This window comes from Polaromonas sp. P1_G1 (assembly GCF_056405595.1).
In genome coordinates this window covers 122654-141307 of sequence record NZ_JBFUBU010000001.1, presented here as the reverse complement: position 1 = coordinate 141307, position 18654 = coordinate 122654, and the positions used below count along the sequence as shown (strand labels likewise).

The following is an 18654-nucleotide window of genomic DNA, read 5'->3' as shown; positions in this document are numbered from 1 at the left end:
GCGCGCCCTGCCGTTCCGGTGTCTGGGCCGTGCTGGAAGCCAGACTTCGCAACGGTGAGCTGGATTCCAACAAGTTGGCTTACGAGGTCTGCCGAAAAGCTGTTCCAGCGCAGTCGGCTCACCTTTTTGCAATTCATTCTTCAATGCGGCCAAATCGATTTGACCTTTGGACTGAAGACGAGGGCGGTCAGATTTAGCGCTCGAATGTACTTTCGTTGATCGCGGCGGCGAAGCATTGACGGCTTGCATATCCTGGGCTTGGAGCAGTGTCCGGAGTGGAACAGGATGTTCGCCGAACCGCAGGCCGAGATCGACCTGGATGTCATCGAGCAGGAAGTTTTGGGCACGGCGCTTGGCGCGCTTCAGAAGCATTCCGGCATCCGGGCTTTTGTCCTGGAATGCACCGACCTGCCTCCTTATTCGGAAGCGATCCGGCGCCGGTCAGGCCTGCCGGTGTTTGATTTCATCACCATGGTTAATTATTTGCATTCGGCTATTTGAGGAAAGTGGCAAGTTGTCTGGGCTTGTGCCGTGGTTGGGTTGGGGCCATTCACGGAATCGAACTGTTCTTTATCGAAACGGCCGGCGCGCGAAGGTTCTTCATGCTCTGAAGAGTCCAAGCCATGTACATTGAGTCGCAGATGAACCGTTGAAGGTGCGGCGGGCCAGGGAGATTGAGATGGAGTGCCCGTCAATTCTGAACCAGGCGGCGCGCAAAGAGCTTGATCATCTGCTCTACAAAGGTGCCTGAACTCAATTTGAGGGCGTACCATTAACGTTGATGAAACCAACAATTTTCGCCGTGGGTGACGAGCCATACTGCCTCTGGGAAATCGATGTTTCTGAACGCACGCGTGACTTCCTTGCTGGCTTAGACTCCGAGTTTTTTTCATATGTTCTCCAGGCCCACATGGAGACAGAGGACGAAAAGCGCGCATCTGTCGCGATTCGTGTTGCTCTGCACCACGGGACCGAGACGCTGTTCTCCCTCCTAGGCGCATTCGTTCAGGCCCCTGACTGCCCATATGCGTGGATAGCACAGTGCAGGACCGAAGAATTGCGAAAAGTGGTATCACGGATCAGCGATGGCGATGACTCATTGATAACCAAATGGGGAAAACCGATTTTGAGCTGGGCGGATGTGTCAGCGGCCGTTTTACAGAGCTGCCAACCGGGAACCGAAAAGCATAAACACAACATCTCTGGCTTTGGAATGGCGTGGGCTGCCCTTGCCGACGAAGTGCAAGACGAAGTGGTGAATCATGAGTACAACGCGATAAAACATGGCTTTCGAACTCGCTCGGGTGGTTTCACATTGGCGGTTGGGCTTGAGGAGACCACGGGCGTTCCCGCGCCGGAGTCCGCCATCAACGTGTTGGGGGGATCTCAGTTCGGCTCTATGTTCTACAAGATTGAGAAGTTGAAGGGACACGGGGGACGCCACCTTCGTTCTCGGAGAACCTCAGTCAATTGGTCGCTGGAGCGCGACATTCTTCTTCTGCAGCTGATCCAGATTTCTATCAACAACGTGATATCTGCTCTCAAAGTGGCAAACGGTGTGCCTGCTAGCGAGTGTCGATTTCAGATTTTTAGTGAAGATGAGGACTTTATGCGTGCGTGGAGCCACAGCACGGGCGTGACGAATATCAACTTTGACTTTGTACTGGATGAGAATAAGTTGCCAGAGGTCACGAAGGCCGATATTTTGAAGCAGCTACGAGAACCTAAGTAGTCTGTGCGTTGGCAGTAACTTCTCCGCATCTCGATCTAAAGGTTGCCAGTTTATTCGCGAGAGCGATGCGAGTTTTAAGTCTCGCGAGATTCGTATCCCAGGTGTTTTAGCCGCGTCCCTATGGGGAAATAAGTGCTTGGAACATCTCCCGTACCTGATCTTGAGTGAGTGCATCATCCTGAACAGAATGGCGCGCGGTAGCCGGTTGATCACCGGCTCCACTCTTCAGTCGATCCTTGTCCTCTTCTGCTTCCTCAATCTGTTGCTGAAGTTTTTGGATCATTTCTGTAAATTTGTTTTCGACTTTTCCATCCAAAGCTTCGAGCGCGTTAGCGAGGGTCTTTTTTTCTTCGATATCAGTGCAATCCAGTAGTTCCTGCTTGAGACCCAGCGTCGAGTAGTCTTGAAAAAATGCCGCTAATGTTGCTCTATCGGCATCGGTAAGGTAATCGAGCTTGCTCACCGCATCATGTAGCTCAACCCAGTCCTCCGCCCCCGCTTCTTTCGCTGCAGCGAGCAGGCAATCCGTAATTTCCCTCCTCACGGCCAATCCGCCATGAGCTAGGAACCACGGTAGATCAGAAAGCTCTATTAATAATCGAATCGTCGACCAGACCCCGATATATGAACGCTTGAATTCACCTAATGTGTGTTCAGTCATCGAAGCAAGGTTTTGAATTATTTCCAGCCGTTTCTCACGTTCACAGCACTCGGCAATGAATGAAAGTCTGTCCGCGTTGGAGAGGTCAATAATGAATGCAAGTGGTCGACCGTCCGGTCGCGTATCCCATCGATAAATCGGGGCAGCCTGCAAGCTATTGACCCGTAAGATAAAGCCTGCAAGATTTCTCATTAGGAGCTGAGAAAGATCACTCTGCGGTCGAGCCCTTGATAATTTCCAAAGCTCAGCTAATTGCCTTAAGCGTATGGCGGCGACCATTAGGTCTTCTACAGTCTGTACCTGTGAGGCAATCACACCGGCTGCATACTCTTTTACAGAAGGGTTTAAGAAGCTCACTCGCCCGTGAGAAAACGTGAGGAAAGCGCCGTCTAATTCAGTTAGTGCATCTCGAAAGTCAGTAGCACTCATCTTAAAGTTGTACTTCCGAGCCCGTGCTGTGTGCAATGCCAAGAATTCAGGCTCAAAGTCTACTTGGTCGCGCCAATCACCGACCGTGTAGAGGCACAAAATGGCAGACTTAGCCGCTTCCGATATCTGATTTCGGAATGCGTGCTCCCACAGTTGTTTGAGATCTTCTAAAAGTTCAGATATGTATTGCTGATAGCCTTCCGCTGGTATTGATCGGACGCGAGTAAAGCTGGTTAGCCATTCGATCAATCGAGGACTGAAATGCCGATGTCTAATGATCTTGAGGAAGAATCCATCAGCTGTTATCTGCTGTCTGTGTGAATGAGGTAAGTCACTGAATACACATGGTTATAGAGCATTCGAGCGCGATGACCGAATGAGTATTCGGACATGGCTAAGACAATGCGCTCGTCCATTACGTGACTATGGCTTAACCGCTCCGAGAGGCGTACGGCGTTCCGAAGAATATGCTCACGCGTAGTAAGAATGAACCGGGATTTCTTTGAGTTCCGGATCATTTCCATGAAATCTACTATTGCTTGATCCTGGTTTCCACCGAGATAGTCGCGCGAGTCTCCAAGAAAAGTTTGACCGAGGAAGTCATCAAAATAAAAAACTTGTTTGTCATTTTGCCTAAACAGTCTCTTGCCTTCTTTGACCTCAGATGCGATAACCACGGGCTCATAGCCCATACTCAAGTGCACGTACAGCAGCATTTCTGCGAGAGTCGTTTTACCTATTCCCGGTGGACCTGAAATGATCAAAGTGCTACTTGCTTCCAACATCTCTTTAGCCTGATCGAAAGCTGCGCTTTGGACGAACAGCGGCAATTTGCGCTGCACACGGCTAACTTGAAAGTCGGTCTGACAGCGTTCGGCGTTATGTAGTACGTTTTCGAGTACTGTGGTGCTCGTGAGCCAAAGCTTGAAGTTCGCCCGTTCCACTTGAGGATGCCGGGCCAAGAGGCCTTCAAGATCGTCACCTCCGAGGATATCGGAGGGTGACTGTATGAAGGGGTGCATAGCCTCCAATATCGAGTCCTTATTGCCTGGACTTAACCGGACAGTAGTTGCGACCAGATATCGAGCAGGGTTGAGTTTGACCACCTTGGGTAATTCCCGATCTCGGAGGTGAGCAAGTAACTTGAGAAATCCAGATTTCGCGAAGTGCTTGCATTGCACAATGGCCTGCGAGTCGGCAGTCGACGCGTAGCGCAGATCAATTCCACCATCACGTCCGTTGCGAAAAGCCTCTATTGCGACTCCCCATTCGGCTTGTAGGAGGTCTCGCGTTAGCTTTTCGAAGTCGTGCGGTGAAAGCACATCGAAATTGCATATGGGCATGCTGGCCGTCTTTCTCACGCGAGTTGATGTTCCGCGCTGTATTTTGATCTAGCTACAGGTAGCGATGCATGATTAATCACCGATTCACCGCTCTAGAGTAACCCGAACCTTAAGGTTGAAGAGGGAAAGTTGTTGAAATTCCGTCGACATAGGGTACCGGTTGGACTCGTAATTTTCCATTCAAGCTCGACCCACATAGGCGCTACTTCGCACAAGGCGAGTCAATACCAACAATTGGTTGGTATTGACTTGATTGAGATGAGGTAAAAAAACCCGCCATGCAATGAGCATGCGGGTTGTGGGCTGCCTTGAAAAGATCTGAAGCAAGGTCTTGGTGCGGCCAAAGGGAATCGAACCCCTATCTGCCCCTTAGGAGGGGGCCGTTCTATCCATTGAACTATGGCCGCACTTCTCTTGGAGAGAGCCGTGATTGTATTCGGTGGCGAACGCCGCCCTTTCGCCCGGGATGGGGCCTCAGTCGTAAGGCACTGTGAAGATCAAATCCACCGCACTTTGCTGGCCGGCCTGGGCGCGTACCGTGAAGCGCTGCGACAGGTCGTAGAACACATAGAGCGTGCCGAGCGCGCCCGAGATCGTGCGTTCATACGCCGCATAGAAGTTGCGTGAAAAGCGCTTGCCCAGGGTCAGGGCGCTTTCGGTGGTGCTGCCGTCGGTGTTGCTGGAGGCGCCTCGGTACGAAAGTTCATCGAGTCCCAGCGAGGCGGCCAGGCCGCCGGACATGCCGCCGCCACCTTTGCTGCCGAGCAGGGCGAGGGCGGCTTGCTGCAGCAGGGCGGCTTCGGCGCCGCCGGAGGCGGAAGATCGCCCCACCACCAGCCAGGAGAGTTTTTCGGCGTCGGGCAGTTCGGGCTGGGCGTAGAGGCGCACGCGGGGCAGTAGGGCGGTGCCGGTGATCTGCACGCCGACGCGCTGCGTGAGGTTGGGGCGTATCGCCAGGATATCGAGCGTGGGGTTGTCGATGGCGCCGGTGAAACGCAGCATGCCTTGCTCCACGTCCAGGCGCTGGCCGTAGGCGCGGTACTGGCCGCCCGCGGTGTTGATGGTGCCGTTGAGGTGGGGGTCGCGCAGGCTGTCGCCGCTCAGGGCCAGGGTGCCGCGCACGCGGGTGTCTATGCCCTTGCCCTGGATGCGGAAGTCGCGGCCCAGGTCGAGCTCGACGGCGAGCTTGACGGGACGCGCGTCGCGGTCGGCGGTGTCGCTGCCGGCCTGGGCCGGCGCCTTCTGGCCGGCCGCCGCGCCGCGTGTGCTGCGCACCACCACGTCGTCGCCTAGCTGCGGTGTGCCTTCGTCGGGCAGGATGATGCGGGCCTGGTCGACCACCAGCTTGCCGGTGAGTTCGCTCTGCTGGCCCTTGAGGCCGGCCTGCACCTCGCCCGAGACCGTGAGCTGGCGGTCGGTGCGTATGCTGGCGCGCAGGCGTTCGAGCTTGGCGCTGAGCTGCACCTGCGGTTTGCCTTCGACCCAGCCGGCCTCGCCCTGGGCCGTGAGGACGCCGCCCGTGCCCTTGTCGCCGGCGCCCTGCAGCGTGAACTCATTGATGCGCATGCGGGTGCCGTCGAGTTTGGCGCGAAGCTTGCCGTTGCCGAACTCGATGCCGTCGACCACGGAGCGCAGGGCCAGGTCGTCGGCCTGCAGGTCGCCGGCCAGTTGCGGCGCGGCGCGTGTGCCGCTGATGGCGACGTCGGCGCCCAGCGAGCCGCGCAGCCGCCAGCCCGGGGGCGCGAGCACCGACCACACGCCTATGCGTGGCAATTGCGCGCGCAGCTGGCCGGCCAGGGGCGCGTCGGCGGGCCAGAGCCAGCCGCCGCCGGCCGTGGCGGGTGCGCGCGCCAGGCGTGTGCGCAGCTGGCCGTCGGCGGTGCCGGCGCGTTCGCTGTCCCAGCGCAGCGCCAGCGTGACGGCCTCGCCTTCGCTTTGCAGCGAGAGCCGTGCTTCCTTGACGCCGGCCGCCACGCGCGCTGAGGTGCCTTGCGCGGTTTCGGCCTGCACGGTGATGTCGCCGCTGCTGCGCGCCAGGCTGGCCTTGAGGCGCAGCGTGTCGCCCAGCGTGGCGTCCCACTCGCCGTCGAGCAGCAGGGTGCCGCCCAGGCCGGCGCCGGCCATTTGCGGGCCGGCGAAGAGTTCTATCCAGGCCAGGGGCAGGCCGCTGAGCTTGCCGGCGGTGACGAGTTCGCGGCCCGGCCGCCAGCGCACGGGCTGCCAGGCCAGTGTGGCTTGCGAAGGTGCGGCGGTGCCTGAAGCACCGGAAGCCGGCGCGGCCAGCAGCGCTTCGCCGGCGCCGCTTTCAAATGCGCCGCCGTTGCGTGAGGGCGTCCATTTGAGCGGGACGGCCGCGCGTGTCTTGAGCTGCCAGGCGCCTGTGCCGAGTGCGGGGTCTTGCACGCTGAGGCTGAGTTGCTGGAGCAGGCCTTGCCAGGCTGATTCGGCCAGCGGCGTGTGGCGTGATGCGGCGCCGCGCCCGCCTTCGGCTGCGAGCTGCAGGGTGTAGCGGCGCGCGCCGGCCTCGACGCGGCCCTGGGTGTTGAGCTGCGCCTGGCTCAGGCGGCCCGAGAGGGTGGCCTGGAAGGCGCGGATCTTGACCAGTTCGGTATCTGCCGTGGAGGTTGTTGTTGTGCTTGTTGTTGCAGCGGTGGGCGTTGGCGCCGCCATGCGCCAGTCCATCGAAGGCAGGTCCAGCCGCGCCTGCAGGGCCGGGTCTTGCCAGCCGCCTTGCCAGCTGGCCTGCAGCTCGGCGCTGCCGGCGGCCGAGGCGGATTTGAGTGAGGCTGGCATGCCGGGCAGCTTTTGCAGCCAGCGCAGGGCCTGCGCCATGTCGCGGCCGCGCAGGCTCAAGTCGCCTTTGCCGCTGGCGGGGCGCAGCTCACCCTGTACTTGCGCATCGAGTCCGGGGGCGGTGAGCGTGAGTTTGCCTTTGCCGCCTTGCGCGGCGGGCTGGGCTTCGAGCTGGCCGTTCAGTTCGGCATCGTCGCTGCGCACGCGCAGGGCCGAGAGCAGCAAGGTGCCGCCGGCCTGCTCGGCGTTCCAGCTGCCGGTGGCGCTGGCGTCGCGCAGGCGCAGCGCGCCCAGGGGGTTGTTCTTCGCGTTGGCATCGTTGCGCGCGGCCTGCAGGTTCGCGTCAAAGGCAATGGCTGCCCCCTGGCTGTGGGCCTGGGCCTTGCCGTCCAGCGGCAGCGGCGCGAGCTGGCTGTGCAGCAGGGCGGGGTTGACCTGTTGCAGGCTGGCTTGCAGTTTCCAGGCGGGGGTCTTTGGCGCTGTGGAGGTGGCCGGTGTATCGGCCCATTCACCGCTGGCCAGCAACTCGCCGCCGCCCAGCCTGGCCTTGAGCGTGCGCACCAGGGCCGCGCCGCCGCGCCATTCGCCCTGGCCCTCGAGCCGCTCCAGCGGGAGTTTGTGCTGGTCCCAGGGGCCGGGCTGGGCATTGGCGAGCTGCAGTTGCAAGCCCCAGGCGGAAGCGGATGACACAGGGGCGCTGTCGGCCGGCCGCACGCTGGCGCTGCCTGTCAGTTGGGTGAAGGGGCCTTCGGGCCAGAAGGCGGCGACATCGAGGTCGCGGAAGTTCGCGTCGGCTTGCGGCAGCGGCTGCGGGGCCCAGGGCATGACGCGGGCCGTGGCGCTGGCTTGCGGTTGCGGCTGGCCTTTGCGTGGCGGCGTTTGCATCTGCAAATCGGCCTTGAGCAGCAGCTCGGTGAGCGGGCCCTTGGCCGTGGCCTTGAAGGCCAATGGCACGGTGGCCTTGCCGCCTGGCAGGGGCGCATCGAGCGCGCCGTTGAGGCTGGCGTCCAGTTGCAGCGCGCCGCGCGAAGACAGCGAGGCTTTGCCGCTGTAACGGCCTTGCGCGAACTGCGCGCTGAGCAATTCGAGCTGGTGCGACAGGCCGTTGAAGGCGTAGTGGCCGCTGATGCTGGAAGCGGAGAACGCCGCGCCGCCGGTCCATTGCAGCCGGCCGACGGAGAAGCCTTCGAGCAGCACCGGCAGCGGCAGGCCCAGCGCCGAAGGCGGCACCGAGGGTGTGGTGGAGGGCGGGCGCTGGTCGTCGACCTGCACGCTGGCGGCGGCCAGGCGATTGACCTTGAGCGTGCCGTGCAGCAGCGACCAGGGCTGCCAGGCCAGGGTGAGGTCGCGCACGTCCACACGCAGGCCGTCCTGCTGCCAGACCAGCTGGTCGATGTGGCCACCGCCGCGCAGCGAACCGGTGACGCGTTCGGCGCTCAGGGGCTGCGAGCGGGCGATCCAGGCCAGCGCGGTGGCCAGCGAGCCGTCGGTGCCGGCCCACCACCAGGCGCCGCCTGTGATGGTGACGGCTAGCGCGGCGACACCGGCCGCGGTCCAGGCCGTGGCGCGCAGCCAGCGGCGCGGCGGGCGTGACGGTGCCGCTGCTGGTGTGGAAGCACTGGGTTGGGTAGGCGTGTCCATCAGAAAACAAATCCCACGCTGACGTGCAGGCGCAGCTGCTTGGGTTTGACGCCGTAGGCCAGGTCGATCTGCAGCGGGCCTATGGGGCTGCGCCAGCGCACACCGGTGCCGATGCCGACGGAGGGTTTCATGTCTTTGGGGTTGTCGGCGACGGCGCCGGCGTCGATGAAAAAGGTGTTCTCCCACTCGCTGGGCCGGCCGTCTTTCAGCATGGGGCGCTGGTATTCGACGCTGCCGACGGCCAGGTAGCGGCCGGGGGCTATGACGCCGTTGTTGAGCTTGATGCCGATGTCGCGGTAGCCGTAACCGCGCACCGTGGTGTCGCCGCCGGTGCGGAACAGCAGGGTGCCGGGAATGCGGGCCGAGTCTTTGGCGATGACGGCGCCGCCTTCGGCGCGCAGCGCGATGCGGCCGCGCTCCAGCGGCACGATGCCGAGCCAGCGGCCCACGGCGCGGCCCAGGGGCAGGTGCTGTGAGCCCATGGTGCTGCCGGCGCCCAGCTCAAAGCCCAGGCCGTAGCCTTTGTTGGGGGCGATCAGGCTGTCGAAGTAGCGCCCGGTCCAGACGTAGTTGGCGGTGAGGGCGGAGCCGTCGCCGACGTCGGCGGCGGAGCTGTTGATCTGGCCGCTGCCGCTGACGCTGGCCCTGTCGTACTGCAGGTAGACGTTGCGGTCTATGCGGTCGCCGGCCTGGGTGCGGCCGAAGCGCAGGCGGCCGGAGCGTGTGACGAGTTCGTTGTCGTCGACGCGCTCGGCGCGCGCCAGTGCCACCCAGCGCCAGTTGGATTCATCGGGAATGGAGGTCCATTCGGTCTGCGCGAAGGGGGCTTTCTTTTCAAGCTGCAGCTTGGTGACGGCGCGCCAGTTGGTGCCGGGCACGCGCAGGTGCGTGTGCTCGACCGAGGCGCGCGGGCCGCTGTCGGTGGTGACACCCACGCCGAGGATGATTTTTTGCAGCTTGGCCTCGCGCACCTGCACCTGAACCGGCGCGGCGTTGGGGTCGCTTTCGGGGTCGACAAAGATGTAGGCCGAATCGAAGTAGCCGCTGGCGGCCAGGCGCTGCTGCGCCTCGATCAGCTGGTACTGGTCATAGGGCGCGCCGGTGGTCAGGCGCGCCAGGCGCGGCACCAGCACCGGGTCGTAGCGTTCGACGCCGGTGACCTGCATCGGGCCCAGGCGGTACAGCGGGCCGGAGTCGAGCTTGAGGCTCAGGGCCGCGCTGTGTTCGGGCGCGTCCACGTCGGCCAGACTGCCGGCCAGCTTGCCGGCGGGATAGCGGCGCGCCACCAGGTCGCGCAGGGCCTGCGTCTTGGCGCTGTCCCAGGCGTCCTGCGTGAAGCGCTGGCCCACGGACAGGCGCCAGTCGCGCTGGATGCCGGCGCGCTGGGCTTGCGCGTCGCGGTCCGGCGACTCGGCGATGTCGCCCGCGAAATCGATGGCCACGGTGCCTATGGTGGTGGCCTGGCCCGGTTCCACGGCCACCACGATGGTGGGCCGCTGGCCGGAGGCGACGGTGCCGCCCTCGCGTGTGATGGTGATGGTGGGGCTGAAATAGCCCAGCGTGCCGACCAGGTTGCGCACATTGCGTTCGGCCAGCACGATCAGCCGCGCGAGTTCGGCCTCGTCGAGGTCGGTGACGGCGCGGTAGCGCTGCAGCTCGAGGTGTTTTTCGAGCAGGCCTTTGACGGGCTGCGGCGCGCGCACCGCGATGTCGAAGGCGGTGACCTCGGGCTGGGCGCTGGTCGGGCCGGTGGCGCCTTGGGGCGTGGGTTCGGGTGTGACTTTTTCAGGGGGCGGGGGCGGGGCGGGCGCGGTCTGGGTGACGCCTGAGGGCGGCGCCGTGCTGCTGTCCATGGGCGCAGCCGTCTGCGCGCCGGCCGGGGGCGCCAGCAGGGCCGCAAAGAGGGCGAGGGCAGGGATGAGGCCGGCGCTGGCTGTCATCAGTCCTGCCGGGGTGGCCGTCCGTGCGCACTGGAAACTGTGGGTGCTGGGAGGGGTCACGGGGGCAGTTTACTTGAGCACCTCCGCGTGCCCGCGTAGGAGGTGGGCGCTTGTTTATTTGGACAGCAGGCGCATCGCTTCCTCAAGCCCCTTGATGGTGAGGGGGAACATGCGCTGGTTCACCAGTTGCTGGATCACGGCGATGCTTTGCCGGTATTGCCAGACGCCTTGCGGCTCGGGGTTGATCCAGGCGAACTTGGGGAAGGYGYTGGTCAGGCGCTGCAKCCAYTCGGCGCCGGCTTCCTCGTTGTTGTATTCCACGCTGCCGCCAGGCTGCAAAATCTCATAGGGGCTCATGGTCGCGTCGCCGACGAAGATGAGTTTGTAGTCCTTGTTGTACTTGCGGATGATGTCCCAGGTCGGGAATTTCTCGCTGAAGCGGCGGCGGTTGTTCTTCCACATGAAGTCGTAGACGCAGTTGTGGAAGTAATAAAACTCGAGGTGCTTGAACTCGGCTTTCACGGCCGAGAACATTTCTTCGACGCGGTGGATGTGCTCGTCCATGGTGCCGCCCACGTCCATCAGCAGCAGCACCTTCACRTTGTTGTGGCGCTCGGGCACCATCTTGATGTCCAGCCAGCCGGCATTGGCGGCGGTGGAGCGTATGGTGTCGTCGAGGTCCAGCTCCTCGACATTGCCCTGGCGCGCGAACTTGCGCAGGCGGCGCAGCGCGACCTTGATGTTGCGCGTGCCGAGTTCCTGGGTGTCGTCGTAGTCCTTGTAGGCGCGCTGGTCCCAGACTTTCACGGCGCTCTTGTTGCGGCTTTTTTCCTGGCCTATGCGTATGCCCTGGGGGTTGAAGCCGTTGGCGCCGAAGGGCGAGGTGCCGCCCGTGCCTATCCATTTGCTGCCGCCTTCGTGGCGTTCCTTCTGTTCCTCAAAACGCTTTTTGAGCGTTTCCATGAGCTCGTCCCAGCCCATTTTTTCGATCTTGGCCTTTTCCTCGGGGCTCAGTTCGAGCTCGAGGTTTTTGCGCAGCCATTCGAGCGGGATGTCCTTGGTGAAGTCGGCCAGCATCTCGACGCCCTTGAAGTAGGCGGCGAAGGCGCGGTCGAACTTGTCGTAGTTTTTTTCGTCCTTCACGAGCACCGTGCGGCTCAGGTAATAGAAGTCGTCGATCTTCCAGGCGCCTTCGCCCGCATGGGCCTCGAGCTTGTCGCTGTTCGGGCCGACCACGCCGGCCTGCAGCGCTTCGAGCAGCATCAGGTATTCCTTGACGGAGACCGGCAGCTTGGCCGAGCGCAGGGTGTAGAAGAAATCGATGAGCATGGAGGACTCCTTGGCGGCAAGCGCTTCAGGTTCGGGGTTTGTCCAGCAGGTAGAGCAGCTGTGCCTTGACTTCCGGCCATTCGCCGGCGGCCAGGCTGTACATCACGGTGTCGCGTATGGTGCCGTCGCGGCGCAGCGCATGGCCGCGCAGCACGCCGTCCTTGCGTGCACCCAGGCGTTCGATGGCGCGCTGCGAGGCGAAATTGAAGTTGTCGGTGCGCCAGCCCACGATGTTGCAGCCCAGGGTGTCGAAAGCATGCGTGAGCATCAGCAGCTTGCAGGTGGTGTTGACGTGGGTGCGCTGGCAGCGCGCGGCGTACCAGGTGTAGCCGATCTCGACGCGCTTGAGGTTGGGCACGATGTCGTGGTAACTCGTGGAGCCCAGCACCTCGCCGCTGGCCGCGTCGGTGACCGCGAAGGCGAAGCGGTTGGCGGTGGCCAGCGCGGTCTCGATGTAGCCGCGGGTTTCATGCGGCTCGGGCACGGAGGTGATGCGCAACTTCCAGAGTTCGCCGTCGGCGGCCGCGGCCTGGAGGCCGGCTTCGTGGTCGAGCGCAAGGGGCACCAGCTTGACGCCGCGCGCCGTAAGAGTGACGGGTTCTACGAAGGCCATCCTGCAATCCTTTTCCTGTTGGGCAGTGTGTTCACGTGGACTGCAGCCTGGCACAGGCCGCGGCGGCCTGGCCGCGCGGATTGTCCCGGCACAGTTTGTTGAGTTCGTTCCTGGCGCCGGCGTGGCCAGCATGGGCCGCGCGCACCAGCAGCTCCACGGCATGCCAGGGAACGTCCGCCGCCGGGCGATGCGGCGGTACCGGCCGCGCGGCGGCGGCCTTCTCGGATTCGAGGGAGACCTTGGCGCGCCGGCTCGGCGGCCCGGCGGCGGGCCGGCCTTCCAGCAGCTTCACGTAGTCATGGACCATCAGGTCGGCATCCGTGGCCGTCAGCTGCTTGCGCGGGAGCGACAGCCAGGAGCGTGTGCCGGCGTCAGGCACATCGCTGAGCTTTCGGCCGGGCGCCGTCAGCATGGCGGCGACTTCGTCGGGCACGGCTTTGCCGAGACCTGAGGCGCGCGACAGTTCGTCGGCGCTCATCGCGCCGGCCGCCGCATTGCGTTCGGCGGCGCCGGCCGCGGCTGCCGCATCGCCCGCGCCCAGCTCCACCGCGCCGGCGGCCTTGCCTGCCTTCGCCGCCGCATTGGCGCCCTGCGTCACCTCGACGGCGCCGGCCACACCCGCTGCGCCGGCCGCGCCTTTGCCGGCAGCACCGGCGGCGGCTGTGCCTTTTCCGGCAGCGGAGCCGAGCTTGCCGAGGGCGCCCCAGAAGGCATGTGATGGGGCGGGGAGCAGTGCCAGGGCCAGCAATGCGGCCAGGCAACTGCCGTGCAAGGCCGCGCGGCGGACGGGTGCTGTTGAGTGCTGCATGGGCGTCTTCCGGTCAGGTGCTGCGGGTCAGTCGGCTTTCTTGCGGCGCGCGCGCCAGGCCCGCGCAACTTGCAAACCGCCGCCGCCGCCCAGGCCGACCAGCACGATGCCGGCGATGGCGCCGTTGCCGTAGCCGGATTCAAAAATATCGAAGCCGAGCAGGTGGCCGGCCCAGAAGCCGAGCAGCGCACCGCCGACAAAACCAACCGCGTCGGACAGGCCTTCGACCAGCAAGGATTTTTGGGTCATGTGTGAATCCCGTGCTCAGCGATTGTTGCGCTGCATGAAAACCAGCTTCTCGAACAGGGTCACGTCCTGCTCGTTCTTGAGCAGCGCGCCCACCAGCGGCGGCACGGCAACCTTGTCGTCCTTGCTTTGCAGGGCGTCCAGCGGGATGTCTTCGGCGACCAGCAGCTTGAGCCAGTCCAGCAGCTCGCTGGTCGACGGCTTCTTCTTGAGGCCGGGCAGGTTGCGCACGTCGTAAAACGTTTTCATCGCGGCCGTCAGCAACTCTTTCTTGAGATCCGGGAAATGCACGTCGACGATCTGCTTCATGGTGTCGGCGTCGGGGAACTTGATGTAGTGGAAAAAGCAGCGGCGCAAAAACGCGTCGGGCAGTTCTTTTTCGTTGTTGGAGGTGATGAACACCAGCGGGCGGTGCCTGGCCTTGATGAGTTCGCGTGTTTCGTACACGTAGAACTCCATGCGGTCGATCTCGCGCAGCAGGTCGTTGGGGAATTCGATGTCGGCCTTGTCGATCTCGTCGATCAGCAGCGCGACCGGCGTTTCCGAGGTGAAGGCCTGCCAGAGCACGCCCTTGACGATGTAGTTGTGGATGTCCTTGACTTTTTCGCCGCCGTCGACGGTGGACAGCTGCGAGTCGCGCAGGCGCGACACCGCGTCATATTCATAGAGGCCCTGCTGCGCCTTGGTGGTCGATTTGATGTGCCATTGCAACAGCGGCAGGCCCAGCGACTCGGCCACTTCCTCGGCCAGCATGGTCTTGCCGGTGCCGGGTTCGCCCTTGACCAGCAGCGGCTTTTTCAGGGCGGCGGCGGCGTTCACGGCAAGCATCAGGTCCTGGGTGGCGACGTAGTTCTTGGATCCTTGGAATTTCATGGTCTGGCGTCAATGTGGGCGGGTTTGGGGGGCTATTCTCTTGGTTTGAAAAACAGCCGGTGCTTGGGGGCAACAGGCCCAGATATAATCCGGGGTTGTTTATAAGATGAATTCCCACCTGATTGTGCGCGCAAAATGAATAAGCTGTTCACCACGATATTCGCCGTTGCTGTCTCTTGTGCGACGGCTGCCAGCCTGGCCCAGGAGATCAAGGGCGACGCCAAGGCCGGCGAAACCAAGAATGCCATGTGCATAGGCTGCCACGGCATCAAGGGCTACCAGGCCTCCTTCCCCGAGGTCTACAAGGTCCCGATGATTTCCGGCCAGGGCGCCAAATACATCATCACCGCGCTTAATGAATACAAAAAAGGCGAACGCAAGCATCCGACCATGCGCGCCATCGCCGACTCCCTGACCGACCAGGACATCGCCGACCTCGCAGCCCACTACAGCGCCGACGGCGTGGTGGCCGCAGCCGAGCCCGCCAAGGCCAGGGAACCCAGCGCTGAAGTCAAGGCCCTGCTGAACAAGGCCAATTGCGCGTCCTGCCACGGCGACAACTTCAGCAAGCCTATCGACCCGGCCTATCCCAAGCTGGGCGGCCAGCACGCCGATTACCTGTTCGTGGCGCTCAAGGCCTACAAGACCGAGAACAACCCCAAGGTCGGCCGCGGCAACGCCATCATGGCCGGCATGGCCAAGCAGTACACCAATCCGGAACTGAAGATGCTGGCCAATTACCTGTCCTCGGTGGACGGCGACCTGAAGACCATTCCGCAGAAGAAATTCCGCTAAACCGGAAGATCCCGCCCAACAAAAAAGCCGCTTCATCAAGCGGCTTTTTTTATTGCTCGATCTGCTCTTCTCCTGTCTTCACCAGCAGGGGCCGCGGGACTGGCTTTGCCAGACCGCAGGCGCAGCGGCCCCCTCGGGGGGCAGCGGCTACACGTAGTGAGCAAGCGTGGGGGCTAATCCTTTGTTGCCCGGCGTTGAACGCAGTCTATGTAAGCCGCGCCATCGGGCGGTCGCCCCGCGCGCTGGCTCTCCCAGACCATCTGCCCCAGGCAGTCCATGGTTTCATGGTGGGCGTCGTGCAGGGAGTTGCGCCTGGCCGTCAGCAGTTCCACAGCCTGGCGTATGCCGCGCGGCTGGTCGATGGAGCATTGCTCGCTGATCGACAGGTGCATGGACAGATGCAAAAACGGGTTGGTCTTGCCGGTCTCGACGTCGTACATCTTTTCGAGCGCGCCGTCGGCATCGGCGAAATCGGCATGGTATTCGGGGTGCTCTTCGATCCACTGGCTGGCGATGGTTTCAATCGCCTCCATGGGCTGGCCGGCGCGGGCCTTGGCATAGACGGAACAGAAGAAGCGGCGAACGTCGGCTTGCGAGGGCGTGAACATGGGCGAAAGCGTATCACGCGGGTGTTTTCCAATGCCGGCCTGGGGTTGTGCTTTTCAGCGCTCGGGCCACAGGGCTGGCTGGCCACGTCCTACAGACAGCTTCTCTGCCCCTGCCTACATTACGAAGCACAGTGGCGAAGTTCCGGGGCAAGGCCACTCCATAACCATTCACAGCCCGGCGAGGAGATTTCAGATGAACGCAGCACGCATCACAGGCATTGTCCTGATCGTTTTGGGCCTGGCCGGATTTTTCACCGGCGGCTTCAGCTTCACCAAGGACACGACGGCCGCCAAGCTGGGCCCCATCCAGCTGACCGTGAAGGAAAAAGAGTCGGTCAACATTCCGCAGTGGCTGAGCCTGGGGGCTATTGTTCTCGGTGCGGTTGTCCTGGTCGTGGGCTTCAAGAAAAGCTGATCTGACTTCATCTGCGGATTTGAAGAATTTATCCGCAGATTTCGCAGATGAACGCAGATTGAAAACAAGACCTCAATAATCCCTTGAGGGGGAAGTGTCTCCCCGTCGCGTCGTAAATAGCGTTAACACGCCCTAGTTGCGTTGAACGCTCAGCAGGCGCGAGATGGTTTGAGCCGCTTCGAGCAGCTGCGGCAGCATGCTCTCCTGCATTACCTTGGCGCTGGTGCGGTTGGCCTGGCCGCTGATGTTGAGGGCGGCCACCGTCTGGCCGGCGCGGTTGGTGATGGGCGCGGCCATGGACACCAAGCCCTCTTCGAGTTCCTGGTTGACCAGCGACCAACCCTGCTTGCGCGCCTGGGCCACCTTGGCCGCCAGCTCTTTCACATCGGTCACGGTGTATTTGGTGCGGGCCGTCAATGTTGAGGCCTGCAGGCATTTCATGAGTTCGGCTTCGGGCAGGGCCGACAACAGCATGCGGCCCATGGACGTGCAATAGGCCGGCAGGCGCGAGCCCACGCCCAGGCTGATGCTCATGATCTTGTGTGTGGGCACGCGAAGCACGTAGACGATGTCCGTGCCGTCCAGCACCGCGGCCGAGCACGACTCCTTGACCTCGCCGACCAGCGCTTCCATCACCGGCTCGGCCAGGTTCCAGATCGGCATGGAGGACAGGTAGGCAAAACCCAGATCCAGGATGCGTGGCGTGAGGCTGAAGAGTTTGCCGTCGTTGTGCACATAACCCAGCGTTTCCAGCGTCAGCAGAATGCGGCGCGCGCCCGCGCGGCTCAGGCCGCTGCGCCCGGCGACTTCGGTCAGCGTCTGCCGCGGCGCATCGGTGCTGAAAGAGCGTATGACCTCCAGCCCTCGCGCGAAGGACTGGACGTAGCCGTCGCCCGGCTTGTGGGCTGTGGCGGGTGTGGATGCGGCGTTTGCCATGGTGCGGGAAATCTCCTAAAATTCATTATACGAACTCTTGTTCTAATGTCGAACAATATTTGGCGCGGCCTTCATTCAATTCGGGCAGCCGCCGTACCTGGAGACTTCTGGATGATCAACAAGATTGCCGCTTCCGTCGCCGACGCGCTGGCGGATGTGAAAGACGGCTCAACGGTGCTGATAGGCGGCTTCGGCACCGCGGGCATTCCCAATGAGCTGATTGACGGCCTGATCGCGCAGGGCGCCAAAGACCTCACGGTGGTGAACAACAACGCGGGCAATGCCGAAGTCGGCCTGGCCGCGTTGCTCAAGGCCGGGCGCGTGCGCAAGATCATCTGCAGCTTTCCGCGCCAGGCCGACAGCCAGGTGTTTGACGGCCTGTATCGCAGCGGCAAGCTGGAGCTTGAACTCGTACCGCAGGGCAACCTGGCCGAGCGCATTCGCGCCGCGGGCGCCGGCATAGGCGCGTTCTTTTGCCCCACGGGCTATGGCACCGAACTGGCGTTGAACGCCGACGGCAGCGCCAAGGAAACCCGCGAGATCAACGGCCGGCAGTACGTGCTCGAGATGCCGATCTACGGCGACGTGGCCCTGATCAAGGCCGAACGAGGCGATCGCTGGGGCAACCTGACTTACCGCATGGCGGCGCGCAACTTCGGCCCGGTGATGGCGACGGCGTCCAAAAAGACGATTGCCGCCGTGCACGAGATCGCCGAACTCGGCGACCTCGATCCCGAAACCATCGTGACGCCGGGCATCTTCGTCCACCACGTCGTCAAAATCCCACGCATTGCCACCCAAGCCGGTGGACTCAAGAAAGCGGCATGACCATGACTTACCAACGCCGTAGCAAGGACCAGCTCGCCGCCCGCGTCGCGCAGGATATTTTTGACGGGGCCGTCGTCAACCTCGGCATAGGCCAGCCTACGCTGGTGGCCAACCATTTGCCGGCCGGGCGCGAGGTCATCCTGCAAAGCGAGAACGGCATCCTCGGCATGGGCCCGGCGCCCGCCGAGGGCCAGGAAGACTACGACCTGATCAACGCCGGCAAGCAGCCGGTGACGCTGCTCAAGGGCGGTGCCTTTTTCCACCACGCCGACAGCTTCGCGATGATGCGCGGCGGCCACCTCGACATCTGCGTGCTGGGTGCCTTCCAGGTCTCGGCCACCGGCGACCTCGCCAACTGGAGCACCGGCGAGCCCGGCGCGATCCCGGCCGTGGGCGGCGCCATGGACCTGGCCATAGGCGCGCGGCAGACCTGGGTCATGATGGATTTGCTGACCAAGCAGGGCGCCAGCAAGCTGGTGAGCCAATGCAGCTACCCGCTGACCGGCATAGGCTGCGTCAAGCGTGTGTATTCAGATCTGGCGACACTGGAATGCACGCCGCATGGCCTGAAGCTGATCGACACCGTCGAAGGCCTCACGCACGCGGAACTCGAAACACTGGTCGGCCTGCCGATTGCAACCGCCTGAACTTCACTTCCTTCGGA

At 62.7% G+C, this 18654-nt stretch carries 17 protein-coding genes and 1 tRNA gene; 6 read left to right on the top strand and 12 right to left on the bottom strand.

What is annotated here, in order from left to right; genetic code table 11:
• The first annotated feature begins 285 nt into the window (after positions 1 to 285).
• Positions 286 to 501 (top strand): hypothetical protein, encoded by a 216-nt coding sequence (locus AC1D1Y_RS00805; RefSeq protein WP_477680657.1) that lies wholly within the window; start codon positions 286 to 288, stop codon positions 499 to 501.
• Positions 502 to 802: 301 nt separating this feature from the next.
• Positions 803 to 1732, top strand: coding sequence for a hypothetical protein (locus tag AC1D1Y_RS00800; RefSeq protein ID WP_477680656.1), 930 nt, complete (start codon positions 803 to 805; stop codon positions 1730 to 1732).
• Between the two features lie 118 nt (positions 1733 to 1850).
• Here AC1D1Y_RS00800 and AC1D1Y_RS00795 read toward each other — a convergent pair whose 3' ends face one another.
• The 10 genes from AC1D1Y_RS00795 to AC1D1Y_RS00750 form a co-directional block, all read right to left on the bottom strand.
• A complete protein-coding gene (locus AC1D1Y_RS00795) occupies positions 1851 to 3071 on the bottom strand; it encodes a siphovirus Gp157 family protein (RefSeq protein ID WP_477680655.1) in 1221 nt (406 codons plus the stop codon).
• Between the two features lie 53 nt (positions 3072 to 3124).
• The gene (locus AC1D1Y_RS00790) at positions 3125 to 4165 is read right to left on the bottom strand and encodes an nSTAND3 domain-containing NTPase (protein ID WP_477680654.1); all 1041 of its coding nucleotides are present in this window, start codon (positions 4163 to 4165) and stop codon (positions 3125 to 3127) included.
• Positions 4166 to 4497: 332 nt separating this feature from the next.
• Positions 4498 to 4572, bottom strand: a tRNA-Arg gene (locus AC1D1Y_RS00785).
• 67 nt (positions 4573 to 4639) lie between these two features.
• On the bottom strand, positions 4640 to 8599 hold the full coding sequence (locus tag AC1D1Y_RS00780; protein ID WP_477680653.1) for a translocation/assembly module TamB domain-containing protein: 3960 nt from the start codon (positions 8597 to 8599) through the stop codon (positions 4640 to 4642).
• Positions 8599 to 10539: an autotransporter assembly complex protein TamA gene (locus AC1D1Y_RS00775; protein ID WP_477680652.1), complete on the bottom strand. Its 1941-nt coding sequence runs from the start codon at positions 10537 to 10539 to the stop codon at positions 8599 to 8601. The genes AC1D1Y_RS00780 and AC1D1Y_RS00775 overlap by 1 nt, the downstream gene beginning before the upstream one ends.
• A gap of 114 nt (positions 10540 to 10653) precedes the next feature.
• Positions 10654 to 11868: a vWA domain-containing protein gene (locus AC1D1Y_RS00770; protein ID WP_477680651.1), complete on the bottom strand. Its 1215-nt coding sequence runs from the start codon at positions 11866 to 11868 to the stop codon at positions 10654 to 10656.
• Positions 11869 to 11893: 25 nt separating this feature from the next.
• Complete coding sequence (locus tag AC1D1Y_RS00765; RefSeq protein ID WP_477680650.1) at positions 11894 to 12481, bottom strand: GNAT family N-acetyltransferase; 588 nt, start codon at positions 12479 to 12481, stop codon at positions 11894 to 11896.
• 31 nt (positions 12482 to 12512) lie between these two features.
• On the bottom strand, positions 12513 to 13289 hold the full coding sequence (locus tag AC1D1Y_RS00760) for a hypothetical protein (RefSeq protein WP_477680649.1): 777 nt from the start codon (positions 13287 to 13289) through the stop codon (positions 12513 to 12515).
• Between the two features lie 27 nt (positions 13290 to 13316).
• Positions 13317 to 13538, bottom strand: coding sequence for a hypothetical protein (locus tag AC1D1Y_RS00755; RefSeq protein WP_477680648.1), 222 nt, complete (start codon positions 13536 to 13538; stop codon positions 13317 to 13319).
• Between the two features lie 15 nt (positions 13539 to 13553).
• Positions 13554 to 14408, bottom strand: coding sequence for an AAA family ATPase (locus AC1D1Y_RS00750; protein WP_436156569.1), 855 nt, complete (start codon positions 14406 to 14408; stop codon positions 13554 to 13556).
• A 135-nt stretch (positions 14409 to 14543) separates the two neighbouring features.
• Between AC1D1Y_RS00750 and AC1D1Y_RS00745 the strand changes: the two genes are divergently transcribed.
• On the top strand, positions 14544 to 15203 hold the full coding sequence (locus AC1D1Y_RS00745) for a c-type cytochrome (protein ID WP_477680647.1): 660 nt from the start codon (positions 14544 to 14546) through the stop codon (positions 15201 to 15203).
• 173 nt (positions 15204 to 15376) lie between these two features.
• Here the strand turns inward: AC1D1Y_RS00745 and AC1D1Y_RS00740 are convergent, their stop codons facing one another.
• On the bottom strand, positions 15377 to 15811 hold the full coding sequence (locus tag AC1D1Y_RS00740) for a DUF1841 family protein (protein WP_477680646.1): 435 nt from the start codon (positions 15809 to 15811) through the stop codon (positions 15377 to 15379).
• Positions 15812 to 16004: 193 nt separating this feature from the next.
• On the opposite strand from AC1D1Y_RS00740, the gene AC1D1Y_RS00735 reads away from it, so the two are divergent.
• Complete coding sequence (locus AC1D1Y_RS00735) at positions 16005 to 16226, top strand: hypothetical protein (RefSeq protein ID WP_436156572.1); 222 nt, start codon at positions 16005 to 16007, stop codon at positions 16224 to 16226.
• 132 nt (positions 16227 to 16358) lie between these two features.
• On the opposite strand, the gene AC1D1Y_RS00730 is transcribed toward AC1D1Y_RS00735, so the two are convergent.
• Entirely contained in the window at positions 16359 to 17162 is an 804-nt protein-coding gene (locus AC1D1Y_RS00730) for an IclR family transcriptional regulator (RefSeq protein ID WP_477680645.1), read from the bottom strand.
• Between the two features lie 111 nt (positions 17163 to 17273).
• Between AC1D1Y_RS00730 and AC1D1Y_RS00725 the strand changes: the two genes are divergently transcribed.
• Positions 17274 to 17990, top strand: coding sequence for a 3-oxoacid CoA-transferase subunit A (locus AC1D1Y_RS00725; protein ID WP_477680644.1), 717 nt, complete (start codon positions 17274 to 17276; stop codon positions 17988 to 17990).
• Positions 17987 to 18637 (top strand): 3-oxoacid CoA-transferase subunit B, encoded by a 651-nt coding sequence (locus AC1D1Y_RS00720; RefSeq protein WP_477653140.1) that lies wholly within the window; start codon positions 17987 to 17989, stop codon positions 18635 to 18637. Before AC1D1Y_RS00725 ends, AC1D1Y_RS00720 begins: the two co-directional genes overlap by 4 nt.
• Positions 18638 to 18654 lie beyond the last annotated feature (17 nt).

Bases quoted from the DNA above. Each gene is read 5' to 3' on its own strand.
- AC1D1Y_RS00755 (WP_477680648.1), bottom strand. From the start codon at position 13,538: ATGACCCAAAAATCCTTGCTGGTCGAAGGCCTGTCCGACGCGGTTGGT.
- AC1D1Y_RS00805 (WP_477680657.1), top strand. From the start codon at position 286: ATGTTCGCCGAACCGCAGGCCGAGATCGACCTGGATGTCATCGAGCAG.
- AC1D1Y_RS00735 (WP_436156572.1), top strand. From the start codon at position 16,005: ATGAACGCAGCACGCATCACAGGCATTGTCCTGATCGTTTTGGGCCTG.
- AC1D1Y_RS00720 (WP_477653140.1), top strand. From the start codon at position 17,987: ATGACCATGACTTACCAACGCCGTAGCAAGGACCAGCTCGCCGCCCGC.
- AC1D1Y_RS00740 (WP_477680646.1), bottom strand. From the start codon at position 15,811: ATGTTCACGCCCTCGCAAGCCGACGTTCGCCGCTTCTTCTGTTCCGTC.
- AC1D1Y_RS00745 (WP_477680647.1), top strand. From the start codon at position 14,544: ATGAATAAGCTGTTCACCACGATATTCGCCGTTGCTGTCTCTTGTGCG.
- AC1D1Y_RS00780 (WP_477680653.1), bottom strand. From the start codon at position 8,599: ATGGACACGCCTACCCAACCCAGTGCTTCCACACCAGCAGCGGCACCG.
- AC1D1Y_RS00730 (WP_477680645.1), bottom strand. From the start codon at position 17,162: ATGGCAAACGCCGCATCCACACCCGCCACAGCCCACAAGCCGGGCGAC.
- AC1D1Y_RS00760 (WP_477680649.1), bottom strand. From the start codon at position 13,289: ATGCAGCACTCAACAGCACCCGTCCGCCGCGCGGCCTTGCACGGCAGT.
- AC1D1Y_RS00765 (WP_477680650.1), bottom strand. From the start codon at position 12,481: ATGGCCTTCGTAGAACCCGTCACTCTTACGGCGCGCGGCGTCAAGCTG.
- AC1D1Y_RS00775 (WP_477680652.1), bottom strand. From the start codon at position 10,539: ATGACAGCCAGCGCCGGCCTCATCCCTGCCCTCGCCCTCTTTGCGGCC.
- AC1D1Y_RS00750 (WP_436156569.1), bottom strand. From the start codon at position 14,408: ATGAAATTCCAAGGATCCAAGAACTACGTCGCCACCCAGGACCTGATG.
- AC1D1Y_RS00725 (WP_477680644.1), top strand. From the start codon at position 17,274: ATGATCAACAAGATTGCCGCTTCCGTCGCCGACGCGCTGGCGGATGTG.
- AC1D1Y_RS00790 (WP_477680654.1), bottom strand. From the start codon at position 4,165: ATGCCCATATGCAATTTCGATGTGCTTTCACCGCACGACTTCGAAAAG.